We start from the raw sequence: 16,216 nt of genomic DNA, 5'->3' as shown, positions 1-16,216 counted from the left end.
GAGCCAGGCAGCTATGTCCATTCTCGACAAACACAAGATCCTCGAGACCAACGCGACCCTGCTGCTGATCTGCAGCTTCCTGGTCGTGACCATCGGCGGCCTGGTGCAGATCGCACCGCTGTTCTACCTGGAAAACACCATCGAAGAGGTGGAGGGCATGCGCCCCTACACCCCGCTGGAGCTGGCGGGCCGGGACATCTACATCCGCGAGGGCTGCTATGTCTGCCACAGCCAGATGATCCGCCCGATGCGCGACGAGGTCGAACGCTACGGCCACTACTCGCTGGCAGCGGAATCGATGTATGACCGTCCGTTCCAGTGGGGCTCCAAGCGGACCGGGCCGGACCTGGCCCGCGTCGGCGGCCGCTACTCGGACGACTGGCACGTCGACCACCTGCGCGACCCGCAGGCGGTGGTGCCGGAATCGGTGATGCCGAAATACGGCTTCCTCGAGGAAAAGCGGATCGACGGCAAATACATTGGCGACGTGATGGCCACCAACGCGCTGCTGGGCACGCCCTACAGCGACGACATGGTCGCGGCCGCGCAGGCCGACTTCCGCGCCCAGGCGGATCCCGACAGCGACTATGACGGGCTGCTGGAGCGCTATGGCGAGAAGGTCAACGTGCGCAACTTCGACGGCCAGCCGGGGGTTTCCGAGGCCGATGCGCTGATCGCCTATCTGCAGATGCTGGGCACGCTGGTCGATTTCTCGACCTTCACCCCGGACGCGAGCCGCTGAGGAGGGACAGATGGAACTCTATACACTCCTCAGGCAGTTCGCGGACAGCTGGATGCTGCTGTTCCTGTTCACCTTCTTCATCGGTGTTGTGGTCTGGGCGTTCCGCCCGGGCAGCACCAAGGTCTACAAGGACACCGCCAACATCCCGTTCCGGCATGATGACGCACCCGCGCCCGACACGGGCGCCGGCCAACCCGCCGCGACGAAGGAGGCGAGGGCATGAGCAAGAAATCGCAGAAGTTCGAGGGCGATCCGAACACCACCGGCCATGAGTGGGACGGGATCGAGGAATTCGACAACCCGATGCCGCGCTGGTGGCTGTGGACCTTCTACGCCACCATCATCTGGGGTGTTCTTTACACCATCGCCTATCCGGCCTGGCCGCTGATCAACGGCGCCACAGCCGGGGTGCTGGGCTGGTCGACCCGTGCCGACGTGGCGGCTGAGATCGCGTCGGTGGAGGAGGCCAACGCGCCGGTCAATGCCAAGCTGGAAGCGGCAGAACTGACCGCCATCGCGGAAGACCCGGAACTGGGTTCCTACGCGGTGTCGGCAGGTTCCGCCGTGTTCAAGACCTGGTGCGCCCAGTGCCACGGCTCCGGCGCCGCAGGTGCCAAGGGCTACCCGAACCTCCTGGACGACGACTGGCTCTGGGGCGGCTCGGTGGAGGACATCCACACGACCGTCACCCATGGCATCCGCAACGAGGACAGCGACGATGCGCGCTATTCCGAGATGCCTGCCTTCGGCCGCGACGAGCTGCTTGAGAAAGAAGAGATTTCCCAGGTAGTGAACTACGTGATGTCGCTGTCGGGCGCGCCGCAGGATGCCTCCAAGGTTGCGGCCGGCGCGGCGGTCTTTGCCGACAATTGCGCCTCCTGCCACGCCGGGGACGGCACCGGCGACCGCGCGCAGGGCGCGCCGAACCTGGCCGACGCGATCTGGCTCTATGGCGGCGACTACGCCACCCTGACCGAGACCGTGACCAATTCGCGCTATGGCGTGATGCCGGCCTGGAACACCCGCCTGACCGAGGCTGAGATCCGCGCGGTATCGTCTTATGTCCACCAGCTGGGCGGCGGCGAATAAGGCTGAAGCCGGTCTTCAGGAACATCGACAGGGGCTGCCTTCGGGCGGCCCCTTTTGCTGCGTGGGCATTTCTTCCCGGCTTGATCCTGGCTTTGGGTTCCGGCATCGTTCCGGTAATTTGATCAAATATTTCTTTGGGGGCCTCCCATGAGTGATAAATGTATTGAGTTGGAACAGGCGGTTTCTGCCAACCGCCGGGCCTGGGATGACTCGGCCCGACTGCACCGGGACAATGCCAGCTGGCGGGCCCTGACCGCCGGATTTGCGGTGCCCGGCTATTCAACATTTGACGCGACAATGACGCGGACACTGGAGGGGCTGAGGCTGCAGGGGCAGTCCGGCGTTCAGATCGGCTGCAACAACGGGCGCGAGACGCTGTCTCTGGCCGCCTTCGGAGCAGAGCGCTGCCTGGGGATTGACCAATCGGCGGAGTTTCTCAAGCAGGCAGAGATCCTGAAGGGCATCGCCGGGTCGGATTGCGAATTCCTGTGCAGCGATATCTACGCGCTGCCGCCCGGCGTCCGGCGCGGCTTCGATTTTGCCGTGATAACCATTGGCGTGCTGAACTGGATGCCGGACCTGGGCCGGTTCTTTCAGGCCGTGACCGGGCTGCTGCGTCCGGGCGGCCGGCTGGTGATCTATGAAACCCACCCTGTGCTGGAGATGTTCGAGCCGGAATCGGAAACCCCGCATCTGCCCGCCTATTCCTATTTCAGCACGGCACCAACAGTGGCGGAGCAGGCGATCACTTATGACGGCAGCTCCGGTCAGGCTGCGCCGCCGTCCTATTGGTACAGCCACACGATGAGCGGTATTGTCATGGCGGTGATCCGTTCCGGGATGGCAATCACCGGCTTCGAGGAACACCCCCATTCCAACCGGGAGACCTGTTTCGATGTCTACGAAAACCGTCAGGCGCAAGTGCCGATGAGCTTTACCCTGGCAGCAGTGCGGGAGGCGGGCTGAGAGCTGCCCGGCCTGAGAGGCGGCGCGCGCAACATGCCCGCCGCCGCTTGAAAACGGCGGCCTGTAAACGCACGTCCGCGCTGGAGGCTTGCCGGCTTCCCCAGCCGCCGCCAGTCTCAGCCCATCGAGGTTGAGGAGCCGCGCACGCTGGCCCGGGCTTCATCCGACCAGCCGCTCCACAAGGCGATGCCGCTCCAGGACAGCACGTAGACAAGGCCGGCTGCTATCACCAGTTCGCCCGGAAACGGGCCGATATCGGCGCGTGTCACCGCCTGGTCGAAGGTTTGGATGCCGCTGGGGTGCACCGCCAGCTTGCCGCCATAGGCAAGCGACTGGATCAGCAGGATCCACAGGTAGTTGCGCCGGATCCGGCGGCCAATGGATGTCATGTAGCCGACATGATACTGCGGGTTCAAATAATCGGCGGCCAATACCAGCTGCCAGTTCTGCTCCAGATGCAGATCGCCTTCCTGCAGCATCAGCGCATAGAAATGGGTCTCCAGCCAGCGGGCGCGGGCGCGGAATACGTTGAAGTAGCGGTAGCGGCGGGCTTCCAGCATCAGGAAGAAGATGACCAGCACCCCCACCAGCAGCAGCGGCAGCGGCGACGCCTCGGGCGAGGAAAAGGAAATCGACAGCGCGACCCCAAGTGTCACCACTGCCCAGTTGGTGGTGGTGTCCAGCCGGGTGCGCCAGATCGTGCTGCGGTAGATTTCACCCCGGTACAGATGCGCAATTGCGCCGATTTCCGCGGATGTCAGCGTTTGGCGCGTTCTGGTTCCGGCAGTGCCGCTGTCAGTCTGTTCCATGGAACTCAGAGTAGCTTTTTTTGCCGGAAGCGGGAAAGTTTTTGTGCCAATTTGATCCGTGTCAAATTGCCGGGCCGCAATCCGCGCTACACACGCAGGTGAAAGAGATTGCTGCTTGGCTCACACCCCCTCCCGGGCAGCAGGATATCCCGCAAGGCCGACGTGCAGGCCGAGCGGGCCATGCGCCGGTTTTCCGATCTGTTCGCGCGTTTCCTGGAAAACCGGCGCATTTTCATTCCACCGCAACGGGCCGTGACTCAGATTTCTCGCGGATGAATGCACCGCGTTTTCCGGGGTTTGACGGCCAGCCAGCGCATCAGCCGGGTTATCGTTCCTGCCGGGCGGGGCAGCGGCTCCGGCGGCGGCAGATCCCGCAGGATCACACAGTCCTGGCGGCTCGCGGTCAGCATCGAGCGGGCATAGATATTCATCAGCATTTCAGTGCCTCCTATCCTGGCGTCTGACCCTGATACTTGCGCGAAAGAGCGATTCCTGCGAGTTAAGAAGAATGACAATATGTAAGGCTTGATTACATATGGATTGGTTGCGGATGCCGCCGCTTGCGGCGCTCAGGGCCTTTGCTGCCTTTGCCGAGGCCGGCAATGTTGTGCAGGCGGGGGCGGCACTGAATGTCAGCCATGCTGCCATCAGCCAGCAGCTGCGGGCGCTGGAAGCCTATCTGGGCGCGGCATTGCTGCACCGCGGCGGCAGGGCGCTGGCGCTGACTGCGGACGGCGAGCATCTGGCCCGCGCGCTGCAGCTTGGCTTTGGCGCGATCGAGGCCGCCGTGCAGGAGATCTCCGCAGCCGGCGCCGCGCGGCCGCTGCATGTCACCTGCACGCCGATGTTTGCCGCGCACTGGCTGATGCCGCGGCTGGCGGGCTTTCAGGCGGAGCACCCGGAGATCGATCTGGTGCTGGACCCCAGGGGGGAGATCGTCGAGCTGAAGCCGGGCGGCATCGACATTGCCATCAGGTACGGGGACGGCAGCTGGCCCGGTCTGGAGGCCCGGATGCTGCTGGTCTCGCCGATGGTGGTGATTGCCGCGGACAGCCTTCTGGCAGGGCGGCCCGTGGCGGCGCCGGAGGATCTTCTGGATTTGCCCTGGCTGGAGGAGCTGGGCACCACGGAGGCCTCCCGCTGGCTGGAATCGCGCGGCGTCCGGGAATCCCTGCGCGGCTCCCGGACCCAGCTGCCAGGCAATCTGCTGATGCAGGCGGTGCGTGCCGGCCAGGGGGTGGCGGTCAGCGTGCAGGAATTCGTCATCGAGGATCTGCAAAGCGGCCGCCTGTGTGCCTTGTTCACCGAAGGCGAGGGCCGGGGCTATCACATCGTCACCCGCCAGGGCGTGCAGCGCCCGGAAGCCCGCCGCTTCATTGCCTGGCTCCGGCGGGCAGGGGCCGCGGAAGGGTAATGCCGGCCGGAGCTGTTGCGCAGCCCCGCCGGTCCCGGTCTGGACGTGCGCCGGGAACCGCATGGCTTTCGCGGAATTCGGCAGGCAGCTTCCGGGCGGCTTCGGAGCCGCTGCAATCCATAGCCGCGGGCGGCACCTGCCGGGCCGGCATTATGCGGTTTCCGGCCCGCCGCAGCGGTTCATGGGGCCTCCTGTTGTTCAGGACTGGCGAAGGGCTTCGGCCGATGCGGCAACTTGCCTCTGGCGGCGCCGGGCGGGCAGGCATAGGTGGCGGTTTGCCCTGACACGGCGCCGAAGCGGGCTTTAAAACATGATTGTGCGATGCGCTTTTTGATCCACGTCAATGTTCCGGCCGCCCGCTTCTGTGACAAGGGCGCCAGACAGCCACAAGACGGAGAAAGTCCGTGAGCGATTCCAATCCCGCCCCAAGCCTGTACGCGGCCAGGGAACCGATTTTCCCGCGGCGCGTCTCCGGACCCTTCCGGAACCTGAAATGGTACATCATGGCGGTGACGCTGGGGATCTACTATCTGACGCCGTGGATCCGCTGGGACCGGGGGCCAAGCCTGCCGGATCAGGCGGTGCTGCTGGATCTGGCCAACCGGCGGTTCTATTTCTTCTGGATCGAGATCTGGCCGCATGAGTTTTACTTCGTGGCGGGCCTCTTGATCATGGCGGGGCTGGGGCTGTTCCTGTTCACGTCCGCCTTGGGCCGGGTCTGGTGCGGCTATGCCTGCCCGCAGACCGTCTGGACCGACCTGTTCATCCTGGTCGAGCGCTGGATCGAGGGCGACCGCAACGCCCGCCTGCGCCTGCACCGGCAGAAAAAGCTCGATTTCCGCAAGGCGCGCCTGCGCATCACCAAATGGACCGCCTGGTTCCTGATCGGCCTCGCCACCGGCGGCGCCTGGGTGTTCTACTTTGCCGATGCGCCAACCCTGGCCTATGACCTGGTGACGCTGAACGCGCACCCCATTGCCTATTCCACCATGCTGGTGCTGACCGCCACCACCTTCCTGTTCGGCGGTTTCGCGCGCGAGCAGATCTGCATCTACGCCTGCCCCTGGCCGCGCATCCAGGCGGCGATGATGGATGAGGACACGCTCACCGTCGGCTACCGCGACTGGCGCGGCGAGCCGCGCGGCAAGCTGAAAAAGGGCAAAGTGGCCGAGGGGCAGGGCGACTGCATCGACTGCATGGCCTGCGTCAACGTCTGCCCGATGGGCATCGACATCCGCGACGGCCAGCAGATGGAATGCATCACCTGCGCGCTGTGCATCGACGCCTGTGACGACGTGATGGCCAAGATCGGCAAGCCGCGCGGGCTGATCGACTACATGGCGCTGTCGGACGAGGCGCAGGAGCGCGCAGGCAAACCGCCCCGGAACATCTGGAAACACATCCTGCGGCCGCGCACCCTGATGTACACCGGCCTGTGGTCGCTGGTCGGCGTCGGGCTGCTGTTTGCCCTGTTCATCCGCGCCGACATCGAACTGACCGTGGCGCCGGAACGCAACCCGACCTATGTGACGCTCTCCGACGGCTCGATCCGCAACACTTACGACGTGCGCCTGCGCAACAAGCACGGCGAAGAGCGCCCGTTCCAGCTGTCGATCAAGGGCGATCCGGCGATGCGGATCGCACTGGAGGGCACCGAGGGCGTGACGGTGATGGTGCCCGCCGACACGGCGCTGCTGCAGCGGGTCTATATCGTGGCGCCGAAAGACGCCGCCCCGTCCAGCGCAGGCTCGACTCCGGTGCGTATTTGGGTGGAAGATCTGAGCAGCGGCGAACGAGCCCACAAGGACACCAGCTTTAACGGCAAGGGGAGCTGAACCATGGCCAAGCGCGAACGCGAATTTACCGGCAAGCACGCCCTGATGGTGTTCGGCGGCGCCTTTGCGGTGATCATCGGGGTGAACATTGCCCTGGCCGTGAATGCGGTGAAGACCTTTCCGGGGCTGGAGGTGAAGAACTCCTATGTCGCCAGCCAGGAGTTTGACCAGCGCCGCAGCGCGCAGGAGGCGCTGGGCTGGTCGGTCTATGCCTCCTCGCAGGGCGATCGGGTCAAGCTGGAGATCACCGATGCCGGAGGCAACCCGGTGGAAGTGGCCAGGCTGAGCGCCACCCTGGGGCGGGCCACCCACGTGCAGGACGACCAGCAGCCGGAGTTCACCTTTGACGGCCGGGCCTATGTGGCGCCGGCCGATCTGGGGCCGGGTAACTGGAATATCCGCATGGCGGCGCGGGCCAAGGACGGCACCGAATTCACCCAGCGGGTGATCCTGCATGTGAAAGGCTGACCGTCATGACCGCCCAGCTCCGCCCCGCTCTTGCAGCCTGCCCGGCCTGCGTTGCCGCCCCGCATGACAGCGCAGACCAGGCGCCCGCCGAGGCGCGGCTGGCGCTGTCGCTGCCGGGCATCCACTGCCAGGCCTGTATCTCGGCGGTGGAGCGGACGCTGAACGCGCATCCCGGCATCCATTCGGCGCGGGTGAACCTGACCCTCAAGCGCGCTTTGATCGAGGCGGAGCCGGACCTGCGTGCCGCCGATCTGATCCCGCTGCTGGAAGGCATCGGCTATGAGGCGCACGAGCTGGATCTGGCTGCCCTTGCGGCGACCCGGAACGACAAGGCCGGGCGCGACCTGCTGATGCGGCTGGCGGTGGCGTTCTTTGCCTCGATGAACGTGATGCTGCTGTCGATTTCGGTCTGGTCCGGGGCGTCGGATGCAACACGGGACATGTTCCATTGGATCTCCGCGGCGATCACCTTCCCGGCGGTCATCTTCTCGGCGCAGCCGTTCTTTGCCAACGCCTGGAGCGCGCTGCGGGTCAAGCGCCTGAACATGGACGTGCCGATTGTGCTGGCGCTGGTGCTGGCGCTGATGACCTCGCTGTGGGAAACCTTCCTGTCCGGCGAGCACGCCTATTTCGACGCCGCGCTGACGCTGACCTTCTTCCTGCTGGCGGGCCGGTATCTGGACTACCGCACCCGTGCGGTGGCGCGCTCGGCGGCCGAGGAGCTGGCGGCGCTGGAGGTGCCGCGCGCGATCCGGCTGCTGGACGGCGACGAATACGAGGTGCCGGTGGCGGATCTGGCCATTGGCGATTTGATCCTGGTGCGCCCCGGCGGCCGGATGCCGGTTGATGGCGAGATCGTGGGAGGGCAGTCGGAACTGGACCGCTCGCTGCTGACCGGCGAGACGCTGCCGGTGTTTGCCGCGCCGGGGCTGGCGGTCTCAGCAGGCGAGGTGAACCTGACCGGCCCGCTCACCGTCCGGGCCACGGCGGTGGGCGCGGACACCTCGCTGCACCGGATGGCCGATCTGGTGGCCATCGCCGAGTCGGGCCGTTCCCGCTACACCTCGCTGGCGGACAGCGCCGCCAAGCTTTACGCGCCCGGTGTGCATATCCTCTCGGCGCTCGCCTTTGCGGGCTGGTATCTCTACACTTTCGACATCCGCATGGCGCTGAACATTGCCGCCGCGGTGCTGATCATCACCTGCCCCTGCGCGCTGGGCCTTGCGGTGCCCGCGGTGACGACAGCCGCCTCCGGCCGGCTGTTCAAGAAGGGCATGCTGATCAAACACGCCACCGCGCTGGAGCGGCTGGCGGAAGTGGATACCGTGGTGTTCGACAAGACCGGCACGCTGACCGCGGGCACGCCGGAAGTGACCAACCTCGGCGATCATGCCCGCGCGGAGCTGGAAATCGCGCTGGCGCTGGCCGAGGGGTCTTCGCATCCTTTGTCGGTGGCGCTGTCCCGCGCAGCCCGGGACGCCGGGATCAGGCCCGCCAGCGTTCAGGAGATCGCCGAAGTGCCGGGCTATGGCACCGAAGGCACGTTCCGCGGCGCCCGCGTGCGGCTGGGCCGGGCGGCCTGGGTAGGGGCGGAACAGGGCAGCCGGACGGCGGCCTGGCTGGATACCGGGACAGGGGAGGCCAAGGCGTTCCTGTTCACCGATGCGCTGCGCCCCGGTGCTGCCGAAGCCGTGGCAGCGCTGCAAGAGGCAGGCAAGGATGTGCTGCTGATGTCCGGTGACAGCACTGGCGCGGTCGAGGATCTGGCCCGGCGGCTGGGGATTGCCAAATGGGTGGCCGAGGCGCTGCCGGCGGACAAATCCGCCCGGGTGCGGATGCTGGCCGATCAGGGCAAGAAGGTGCTGATGGTGGGCGACGGGTTGAACGACACCGCGGCCCTGGCGGCGGCGCATGTGTCGATCTCCCCGGCCTCGGCGCTGGATGCGGCGCGGGTGGCGTCGGATATTGTGCTGCTGGGCCAGGACCTCGGCCCGATTGCCGAGGCCTGCGGTGTGGCGCAGAAAGCCACCCGCCGGATCCGCGAGAATTTCCGCATAGCCACGGTTTACAACGTGATTGCGGTGCCCCTGGCGATTGCCGGCCTGGCCACGCCCTTGATTGCGGCGCTGGCGATGTCTACCTCTTCGATAACCGTCTCCCTCAACGCGCTGCGGCTGCGCTGAGCCTGCGCCTGCAATACTGGTCCTGAGCCCATGAGTGTCCTCGCCTTTCTGATCCCGATTTCTCTGATCCTCGGCTTGGTGGGGCTGGCGGCCTTCGTCTACACGGTGCGCAGCAACCAGTATGACGACCCCGAAGGCGACGCCCGCCGCATCCTGAGCGATGAGTGGGACGACAATCCCAAGCCCTGAGGTTCTGCCCGGATACAAGGCGCTCCCGCCCCCGCAGCTGCCCTGGCTGGCGCCAGAGCCGCTTGGCGGCGTTGGGCGTGGCACCGCGCCATGCGCGGTGCCACGCCCAACGGGAGGAGGGGGTTTCGCAGGAAAACCCTGACGGCGGGCGGGAGCGGCTGGCCGATGCCGGGCGCGCGGCACGAAAAAAGGCGCCTCGGGGCGGCGCCTTTGCTGCTGGCGGTCAATGGGTCCCGGTCAGGACGGGCCGATCGGGCTGCAGGTCACGTTGCGGGCGTTCAGGCGGCGGCAGGCCAGTTCCGCCTGCTCCTGGCTCATGCCGAGGAAATTCGCCTCGAACCCACGGCGGGTCTTGGCCACCTTGCGCAAGGATCCATCCAGCGTTTCCAATTCCGACAGCGCGGTGCGCAAGAGCACCTTCTCGGCCTGGTAGCGGCTTGCATAGAGCCCCACATTGACGCCCCAGTAGCGCCCGCCGGAGGTGGAGAGGCGGGTGACCACAACCGGCTCGGACTCAGGCGAGGCGCCCGCCAGCGCCAGGCTGGCAGGCCGGGCTGCGGGCCGGAGGCTGGCAAAGGGCACTTTCTGCACCGCGGCGATGACCGGAGCGGCTGCGGCCGGGGCGGCGGGTTCCGGTTCGGCCTCTGCTTCGGCCAGGGCAACGGCGATGCTCTCGCGCAGGGCATCGCCCTGCAGGGCGCCGTCGGCGCTGACTGTCTGCAGGTGTTCGATCTGCCCGGTTTGAAAAGCGGTATCCGCAGCATCAGCTGCTGCGGCATCTTCTGCAGGCGGCGTCTGCAGCGCTTCCTCCAGCGCCGCGACCAGCACCGGCGATTCGCTGCCGCCGGGGCGCAGCTTCGGCCGCAGGCTGGTGCCGACCTGGCCGGTGACCCGGATGGTCTTGCCCGCAACACCGTGGGAGGGGCCGTCATCGGCATCGGCGATCACCACATTGCCGGCGCCCTGGTAGGCGGGCCGCTGCGGCTTGCGCAGCGCGGCGCGCGACGGCGCCCGGCGGAAGCCGAGATCCAGCAGTTCAGCCACCTTGGCATTGCGCGCGGCGGTGGAGCTGCCGCCGAACACGGTTGCGATGATCCGTTCGTCGCCGCGCCTGGCCGAAGCCACCAGGTTGAAGCCCGCGGCGCGGGTATAGCCGGTCTTGATCCCGTCGGCGCCCTTGTAGGCGGCCAGCAGGCGGCGGTTGGTGTTGGGCACTTCGCGCACGCCGGCGTTGGTCGAGCGCCGCGAGAACAGGTTGTAGTATTCGGGGTAATCATACAGCAGATGCCGTCCCAGCGTGGTCATGTCGCTGGCGGTCGACAGATGCCCGCTGGCGGTGAGGCCGTGGGCGTTCTTGAAGGTGGTGCGGCTCATCCCCAGCGCCTTGGCGGTGCGGTTCATCCGGCGGGCAAAGGCGGCCTCGGAGCCGGACAGCGTCTCGCCGATGGCGGTGGCGGCGTCATTGGCGGATTTCACCGCAGCCGCGCGGATCAGGTAGCGGAAGGCGATCTTCTGACCGGATCTCAGCCCCAGCTTGGAGGGCGGCTCGGCGGCGGCGTTGCGGGAGATGGTGACCTTGGTGTCGAGGGTGATCTCGCCGTTCCGCACGGCTTCGAAGGCGATGTAGAGCGTCATCATCTTGGTCAGCGATGCCGGATGCAGGCGGGTGTCGGCATTGCGCGAATGCAGCACTTCGCCGGTGCGGGCGTCGATCACCATGGCCGCATAGGGGGCCGCGGCGGCCCGGTGCGGCTGGAGCGCCAGCACCATGGCTGCTATAAGAAAAACCGCGGCTGCCCTCAGGAAGCGGGTATGGAAATACCGGCCTGACGCCGGATGGACCTGCGTGATCACTGCCATGTTTGCCTCATGCCGCCGGTTTTCCGGCTGACGTTTTTGCCTGTGGGCGCAAGCCTAGCACAGGGTTGCCGCGGAATAAACCGCGGCGAAGGGGCAGGGATTGAGCCATGCGCGCAAATTGGCCGGCATCTTGTAGGGCAGTCAGAAGGTTCCGCTAGATGCGGTAAATGCTAATAGAAAGTTACCAAAAAAACTTGCAATTCACCGGGCTTGGGCAAGGCGAATTCCGCCCCGGCACGCGGTGCGGGCCTGGTCCGGGCCGTCAAACGGCATGAAAATTGGTCACGTAAAAGGGCGTTGAATAGCTGAGTCCGAGTGAGAATACACACGCCTGGGTCAGCCGCGCCTTGATGCGGGATTCGAGGCTGGCCAGCAGGGCCCGGGAAAACGCCTCGTCCCGGTGCGGCTTGGTCAGCAGCGCCACGCTGACGGTGATATGGCTGTGATGGTACTGCCCGGCGGGGTAGGCCCGTCCTTTGCAGGCGCCGGCGCCGCTGTCGTGTTCCAGAATCACGGCCTCGATCTCGGCAAGGATCGCGGCGGCGTCGATTTCCAGATCGCTGGAGTATTTCAGCTCGGCATGCGGCATGTTCCGGTATCTCCCCGTTGCTTTGCCACAGGGATAGCTGGCCGCAGCAGACCCGTCCAGCGCCGGTCAGCCAAGCTGCTCCACCAAATCCGCCAGCCCGCCCAGATCGGCGATCTCGGTATAGCGGGGGTTGTGGTCCGGGGCCTCGGCATGCTCGACCTCCCAGACCAGCCCGTGCGGCACGTAGGTGCCCCAGCCGCCGGCCTCGATCGGGGCCACCACGTCCGAACGCATCGAATTGCCCACCATCATCGCGCGGGACGCGCCGTCGCCGTGGCGGGCAAAGATGCCGCGGTACACTTCCGGCGTCTTTTCCGACACCACCTCGACCGCGTCGAACAGATCGCCCAGGCCGGACTGCGCCAGCTTGCGCTCCTGATCCAGCAGGTCGCCCTTGGTGATCAGCACCAGCTTGTAGCGCCCGGCCACCGCCTCCACCGCCTCGCGGGCGTGGGGCAGCAGTTCGATCTGGTAGGACAGCATCATCTGGCCCGCGGTGATCAGCTCCTTGACGACTGCAGCGGGCACCCGTTCGCCGGTGACTTCGATGGCGGTTTCGATCATCGACAGGGTAAAGCCCTTCACCCCGTAGCCGTAGCGCCCGAGGTTGCGCTTTTCGGCGTCCAGCAGCTGCCGTTCCAGCTGCTCGGGGCCGACGTCGGCGGGGGTGTGATCCATCAGCAGTTCCGCGAATCTTTCCTGCGTGATGCGGAAAAACCGTTCGTTGTGCCAGAGGGTGTCGTCGGCATCAAAGCCGATTGTCGTCAAATTACGTGTCAATCTGCGGGTCTCAGTCTCTTTTCCTGAACAGCTAAGAGGCTATATAAGCGTCACAGGAAATTCCATGCTTCACTGGATCAAATTGCTTATGCTGCTGCAGCCGACAATGATGACCGATCATTCAGACGACGATACAGAATCCGGCGTCCTGACCAAGACGCGGCCGAAAACCAAGCGCCCGCCGCGCTACAAGGTCTTGCTGCTGAATGACGACTACACGCCGATGGAATTCGTGGTGATGGTGCTGGAGCGGTTCTTTGGCATGACCCATGCGCAGGCGTTCGAGATCATGCTGACGGTGCACAAAAAGGGCGTGGCCATTGTCGGCGTGTTCAGCCATGAGGTGGCCGAGACCAAGGTGGGACAGGTGATGGATTTTGCCCGCCGCCACCAGCACCCGCTGCAGTGCACCATGGAAAAAGAAGAATAAAGAGGCCCTTATATGTCCGTTCGCCTGTCCCTGGCCGCCCAATCGGGCGGCTTTGCTGTGCCGTCCGAGGGCCGCATTGCCATCTTCCACCCGCGCGCCGGGCACGATCTGTCGTCGCTGCCCAAGGACCAGCTGCGGATCATCCAGCCGTTCCGCCCGGACCACGATCATTTTGCCGGGCAGGGGTATGATTGCACCCCGGTGCCGGAGGCGGGCGAAGACTTCGCCGCCGCCGTGGTGTTCCTGCCGCGGGCCAAGGCGCTGGCGCGGATGCTGGTGGCGCAGGCCGCTGCCGCCACCTCGGGCCAGGTGCTGATCGATGGCGCCAAGACCGAAGGCATTGATTCGCTCCTGAAGGACCTGCGCAAACGCTGCGCGCCGTCGGCACCGGTCTCCAAGGCGCATGGCAAGGTGTTCTGGATCGAGGGCGGCACCGATCTGTCCGATTGGCTGCCCGCGGGGCCGCAGCAGGTGGAGGGCTTTGTGACCGCGCCGGGCGTGTTCTCGGCGGACGGGATCGATCCCGCGTCAAAGCTGCTGGCAGCGGCGCTGCCGCAGAAGCTGGGCCGCTGCGTCGCCGATCTGGGCGCGGGCTGGGGCTATCTCTCGGCCGAAGTGCTGAAGCGCGAGGGCGTTGAAGAGCTGCATCTGGCGGAGGCGGACTTTCACGCGCTCGCCTGCGCGCGGCAGAACGCGGCGGACGGCCGGGCGCAGTTCCACTGGGCCGATGCCCGCAGCTGGAAGGCGCCGGGGCTGGTGAACACCGTGGTGATGAACCCGCCATTTCACACAGGCCGCGCGGCAGAGCCGTCGCTGGGTCAGGCCTTCATCGGCGCGGCCGCCGCGATGCTGGCGCCGGGCGGCAGCCTGTGGATGGTGGCCAACCGTCACTTGCCCTATGAGACGGCGCTGGCGGACCGCTTTGCCCAGGTGCGCGAGGAGGGCGGCGACAACCGCTTCAAGATCCTGCACGCGGCCAAACCGAAACGCGCCCGCAAGTAACCGCGCGCGGCCGCAATGCCGGTTTTCAAACCGGCAGGCCCGGTCTAACGTGCGGTCCAAACGGCCAGGGAGTGCCCAAATGTCCTTTTCCATCTCCGGCAAGACAGCCATCGTGACCGGCGCTTCCAGCGGCATCGGCCTGGCGATCGGCAAGCAGTTTGCCGACGCCGGCGCCAATGTGATGTTTGCCGACATGCAGGAGGCGCAGCTGGTGGCCGAACTGGGCGAGCAGGCGGAGGAAAGCAACATCCGCTATTTCGCCGGCGACCTGCGCGAGCGGCTGACCATCGCCAACCTGCTGTCGGCCACCATCGACGCCTTTGACGGGGTGGACATCCTGGTGAACGGCGCCCGTCAGATGGTGGCCACGGACCCGCTGGATCCGGCGGACGACACGCTGGACCAGCTGCTGATGCAAAGCCTGCTGCCCACCGTCCGGCTGTCGCAGCAGGTGGCCAAGCGGATGATCAAGCAGGGCGAGGAAAGCGAGGACAGCGGCGGTCCGCTGGGCAGCATCATCAGCCTGTCTTCGATCGCGGCGCGCCGCACCCACCCGGACCTGATGGCCTATTCGGTGGCCTCCGCCGCGCTGGATCAGGCCACCCGCTCGCTGTCGGTGGCGCTGGCGCCGCATCGGATCCGGGTGAACTCGATTGCGTTCGGCTCGGTGATGAGCGCGTCGATGCAGACCACGCTGAAGGACAACCGCAGCTACCGCCAGGACATCGAGGCGCATACGCCGCTGGGCCGCATCGCCTCGCCCACCGAACTGACCGAGACAGCGCAGTTTCTGGCTTCGGATGCCTCCGGCTTCATGACCGGCCAGGTGCTGACGCTGGACGGCGGCCGCACGCTGCTGGATCCGGTTGCGGCCCCGGTTCACTGATTGGAAAGACGACCCATGACGCCTGAGATGACAGAGGAAAAGGCCAAGGCCGCCGCCTGGTTCCGGGAACTGCGCGACCAAATCGTCGCTGCCTTTGAAGAGCTGGAGGACAGTCACAGCGAAGGCCCGTTCTCGGACCTCGCACCGGGCCGGTTCGAGGTGACAGAGACCAAGCGCACCTCGGACGACGGCGCGGACGCGGGCGGCGGGCTGATGAGCGTGATGCGCGGCGGCCGGGTGTTCGAGAAGGTCGGCGTCAACATCTCCGAGGTCTACGGCACCCTGGGCGAGCGGGCGCAAAGCGCGATGGCCGCGCGCAAGGGCATACCGGGGATGAAGGAGGATCCGCGGTTCTGGGCCTCGGGCATTTCGCTGGTCGCGCATATGCGCAACCCGCATGTGCCCGCGGTCCACATGAACACCCGCATGTTCTGGACCCCGCACGCCTGGTGGTTCGGTGGCGGCTCGGACCTCAATCCTTGCATCGAATACGATGAGGACACTGCGCATTTCCATGGCGTGCAGAAGCAGCATCTGGACCCGCACGGGGAAGACCAGTACCCGCGGCTCAAGGCATGGGCGGATGAGTATTTCTACATCCCCCACCGCAAGCGCGCCCGCGGGGTCGGCGGCATCTTCATGGACGACCGCAACTCCGGCGACTGGGCGGCGGATTTTGCCCTGACCCGGGATATCGGCCGCGCCTTCCTGCCGGCCTTTGCGCCGCTGGTCGAGAAACGCCGGGCGCAGGATTTCGATGAGGGTGACAAGGACGCCCAGCTGATCCACCGCGGCCTCTATGCCGAATACAACCTGGTCTATGACCGCGGCACCAAATTCGGGCTGGAAACCGGCCACGACGCCAATGCGGTGCTGATGAGCCTGCCGCCGCTGGCGAAATGGGTCTGAGCCCGCCGCAGCCGTGACATTGCAGACGCGCCGCCGGAAAGCGGCGCGTTTTTTCTTGCGGCGGA

At 66.0% G+C, this 16,216-nt stretch carries 18 protein-coding genes; 13 read left to right on the top strand and 5 right to left on the bottom strand.

Features of this window, described 5'->3' with window-relative positions; all coding sequences use genetic code 11:
* Positions 1-13 precede the first annotated feature (13 nt).
* The 4 genes from ccoO to OKQ63_RS16170 all read left to right on the top strand — a co-directional run bounded on the left by ccoO (position 14) and on the right by OKQ63_RS16170 (position 2,797).
* Positions 14-742, top strand: coding sequence for a cytochrome-c oxidase, cbb3-type subunit II (gene ccoO / locus OKQ63_RS16185; protein WP_264211075.1), 729 nt, complete (start codon positions 14-16; stop codon positions 740-742).
* Positions 743-752: 10 nt separating this feature from the next.
* The gene (locus OKQ63_RS16180; protein ID WP_264211074.1) at positions 753-965 is read left to right on the top strand and encodes a cbb3-type cytochrome oxidase subunit 3; all 213 of its coding nucleotides are present in this window, start codon (positions 753-755) and stop codon (positions 963-965) included.
* Entirely contained in the window at positions 962-1,831 is an 870-nt protein-coding gene (ccoP, locus tag OKQ63_RS16175) for a cytochrome-c oxidase, cbb3-type subunit III (protein ID WP_264211073.1), read from the top strand. The genes OKQ63_RS16180 and ccoP overlap by 4 nt, the downstream gene beginning before the upstream one ends.
* A gap of 147 nt (positions 1,832-1,978) precedes the next feature.
* Positions 1,979-2,797 carry a class I SAM-dependent methyltransferase gene (locus OKQ63_RS16170; RefSeq protein ID WP_264211072.1) on the top strand — a complete coding sequence of 273 codons (819 nt, stop codon included), beginning with the start codon at positions 1,979-1,981 and terminating at the stop codon, positions 2,795-2,797.
* 116 nt (positions 2,798-2,913) lie between these two features.
* On the opposite strand, the gene OKQ63_RS16165 is transcribed toward OKQ63_RS16170, so the two are convergent.
* Both OKQ63_RS16165 and OKQ63_RS16160 read right to left on the bottom strand, forming a co-directional pair.
* The gene (locus OKQ63_RS16165; protein ID WP_264211071.1) at positions 2,914-3,606 is read right to left on the bottom strand and encodes a DUF2270 domain-containing protein; all 693 of its coding nucleotides are present in this window, start codon (positions 3,604-3,606) and stop codon (positions 2,914-2,916) included.
* Positions 3,607-3,863: 257 nt separating this feature from the next.
* Positions 3,864-4,043 carry a hypothetical protein gene (locus OKQ63_RS16160; RefSeq protein ID WP_264211070.1) on the bottom strand — a complete coding sequence of 60 codons (180 nt, stop codon included), beginning with the start codon at positions 4,041-4,043 and terminating at the stop codon, positions 3,864-3,866.
* A 98-nt stretch (positions 4,044-4,141) separates the two neighbouring features.
* Here OKQ63_RS16160 and OKQ63_RS16155 point away from each other — a divergent pair, with 98 nt between their 5' ends.
* The 5 genes from OKQ63_RS16155 to ccoS all read left to right on the top strand — a co-directional run bounded on the left by OKQ63_RS16155 (position 4,142) and on the right by ccoS (position 9,695).
* Positions 4,142-5,020 (top strand): LysR family transcriptional regulator, encoded by an 879-nt coding sequence (locus OKQ63_RS16155; protein ID WP_264211069.1) that lies wholly within the window; start codon positions 4,142-4,144, stop codon positions 5,018-5,020.
* Between the two features lie 404 nt (positions 5,021-5,424).
* A complete protein-coding gene (gene ccoG, locus OKQ63_RS16150) occupies positions 5,425-6,855 on the top strand; it encodes a cytochrome c oxidase accessory protein CcoG (protein ID WP_264211068.1) in 1,431 nt (476 codons plus the stop codon).
* Between the two features lie 3 nt (positions 6,856-6,858).
* On the top strand, positions 6,859-7,323 hold the full coding sequence (locus OKQ63_RS16145; protein ID WP_264211067.1) for a FixH family protein: 465 nt from the start codon (positions 6,859-6,861) through the stop codon (positions 7,321-7,323).
* A 5-nt stretch (positions 7,324-7,328) separates the two neighbouring features.
* Positions 7,329-9,506 (top strand): heavy metal translocating P-type ATPase, encoded by a 2,178-nt coding sequence (locus OKQ63_RS16140; protein ID WP_264211066.1) that lies wholly within the window; start codon positions 7,329-7,331, stop codon positions 9,504-9,506.
* A 30-nt stretch (positions 9,507-9,536) separates the two neighbouring features.
* Entirely contained in the window at positions 9,537-9,695 is a 159-nt protein-coding gene (gene ccoS, locus OKQ63_RS16135) for a cbb3-type cytochrome oxidase assembly protein CcoS (protein ID WP_264211065.1), read from the top strand.
* A gap of 237 nt (positions 9,696-9,932) precedes the next feature.
* Here ccoS and OKQ63_RS16130 read toward each other — a convergent pair whose 3' ends face one another.
* The 3 genes from OKQ63_RS16130 to OKQ63_RS16120 form a co-directional block, all read right to left on the bottom strand.
* Positions 9,933-11,555 (bottom strand): D-alanyl-D-alanine carboxypeptidase family protein, encoded by a 1,623-nt coding sequence (locus tag OKQ63_RS16130; RefSeq protein WP_264211064.1) that lies wholly within the window; start codon positions 11,553-11,555, stop codon positions 9,933-9,935.
* Positions 11,556-11,817: 262 nt separating this feature from the next.
* Entirely contained in the window at positions 11,818-12,144 is a 327-nt protein-coding gene (locus tag OKQ63_RS16125) for a hypothetical protein (RefSeq protein WP_264211063.1), read from the bottom strand.
* A 66-nt stretch (positions 12,145-12,210) separates the two neighbouring features.
* Entirely contained in the window at positions 12,211-12,924 is a 714-nt protein-coding gene (locus OKQ63_RS16120; protein WP_264211062.1) for an HAD family hydrolase, read from the bottom strand.
* Between the two features lie 88 nt (positions 12,925-13,012).
* Between OKQ63_RS16120 and clpS the strand changes: the two genes are divergently transcribed.
* The 4 genes from clpS (at position 13,013) to hemF (ending at position 16,151) form a co-directional block, all read left to right on the top strand.
* Positions 13,013-13,354: an ATP-dependent Clp protease adapter ClpS gene (clpS, locus tag OKQ63_RS16115; RefSeq protein WP_264213941.1), complete on the top strand. Its 342-nt coding sequence runs from the start codon at positions 13,013-13,015 to the stop codon at positions 13,352-13,354.
* Positions 13,355-13,366: 12 nt separating this feature from the next.
* Positions 13,367-14,356 (top strand): class I SAM-dependent methyltransferase, encoded by a 990-nt coding sequence (locus OKQ63_RS16110; protein ID WP_264211061.1) that lies wholly within the window; start codon positions 13,367-13,369, stop codon positions 14,354-14,356.
* A gap of 79 nt (positions 14,357-14,435) precedes the next feature.
* Positions 14,436-15,242: an SDR family NAD(P)-dependent oxidoreductase gene (locus tag OKQ63_RS16105; protein WP_264211060.1), complete on the top strand. Its 807-nt coding sequence runs from the start codon at positions 14,436-14,438 to the stop codon at positions 15,240-15,242.
* A gap of 15 nt (positions 15,243-15,257) precedes the next feature.
* Positions 15,258-16,151: an oxygen-dependent coproporphyrinogen oxidase gene (gene hemF / locus OKQ63_RS16100; RefSeq protein ID WP_264211059.1), complete on the top strand. Its 894-nt coding sequence runs from the start codon at positions 15,258-15,260 to the stop codon at positions 16,149-16,151.
* The last annotated feature ends 65 nt before the right edge of the window (positions 16,152-16,216 follow it).

The organism is Leisingera thetidis (genome assembly GCF_025857195.1).
In the GTDB taxonomy this organism is placed as follows: Bacteria; Pseudomonadota; Alphaproteobacteria; order Rhodobacterales; family Rhodobacteraceae; genus Leisingera; species Leisingera thetidis.
Note: the sequence above shows the minus strand (reverse complement) of the source record. Positions and strands in the feature narration are given on the sequence as shown.

Coding starts and splice junctions, on each gene's coding strand:
- OKQ63_RS16160 (WP_264211070.1), bottom strand. CDS start 4,043: ATGCTGATGAATATCTATGCCCGCTCGATGCTGACCGCGAGCCGCCAG.
- OKQ63_RS16165 (WP_264211071.1), bottom strand. CDS start 3,606: ATGGAACAGACTGACAGCGGCACTGCCGGAACCAGAACGCGCCAAACG.
- ccoP (WP_264211073.1), top strand. CDS start 962: ATGAGCAAGAAATCGCAGAAGTTCGAGGGCGATCCGAACACCACCGGC.
- ccoS (WP_264211065.1), top strand. CDS start 9,537: ATGAGTGTCCTCGCCTTTCTGATCCCGATTTCTCTGATCCTCGGCTTG.
- OKQ63_RS16170 (WP_264211072.1), top strand. CDS start 1,979: ATGAGTGATAAATGTATTGAGTTGGAACAGGCGGTTTCTGCCAACCGC.
- hemF (WP_264211059.1), top strand. CDS start 15,258: ATGACGCCTGAGATGACAGAGGAAAAGGCCAAGGCCGCCGCCTGGTTC.
- clpS (WP_264213941.1), top strand. CDS start 13,013: ATGCTGCTGCAGCCGACAATGATGACCGATCATTCAGACGACGATACA.
- OKQ63_RS16140 (WP_264211066.1), top strand. CDS start 7,329: ATGACCGCCCAGCTCCGCCCCGCTCTTGCAGCCTGCCCGGCCTGCGTT.
- OKQ63_RS16145 (WP_264211067.1), top strand. CDS start 6,859: ATGGCCAAGCGCGAACGCGAATTTACCGGCAAGCACGCCCTGATGGTG.
- OKQ63_RS16155 (WP_264211069.1), top strand. CDS start 4,142: ATGGATTGGTTGCGGATGCCGCCGCTTGCGGCGCTCAGGGCCTTTGCT.
- OKQ63_RS16105 (WP_264211060.1), top strand. CDS start 14,436: ATGTCCTTTTCCATCTCCGGCAAGACAGCCATCGTGACCGGCGCTTCC.
- OKQ63_RS16180 (WP_264211074.1), top strand. CDS start 753: ATGGAACTCTATACACTCCTCAGGCAGTTCGCGGACAGCTGGATGCTG.
- ccoO (WP_264211075.1), top strand. CDS start 14: ATGTCCATTCTCGACAAACACAAGATCCTCGAGACCAACGCGACCCTG.
- OKQ63_RS16130 (WP_264211064.1), bottom strand. CDS start 11,555: ATGGCAGTGATCACGCAGGTCCATCCGGCGTCAGGCCGGTATTTCCAT.
- OKQ63_RS16125 (WP_264211063.1), bottom strand. CDS start 12,144: ATGCCGCATGCCGAGCTGAAATACTCCAGCGATCTGGAAATCGACGCC.
- OKQ63_RS16110 (WP_264211061.1), top strand. CDS start 13,367: ATGTCCGTTCGCCTGTCCCTGGCCGCCCAATCGGGCGGCTTTGCTGTG.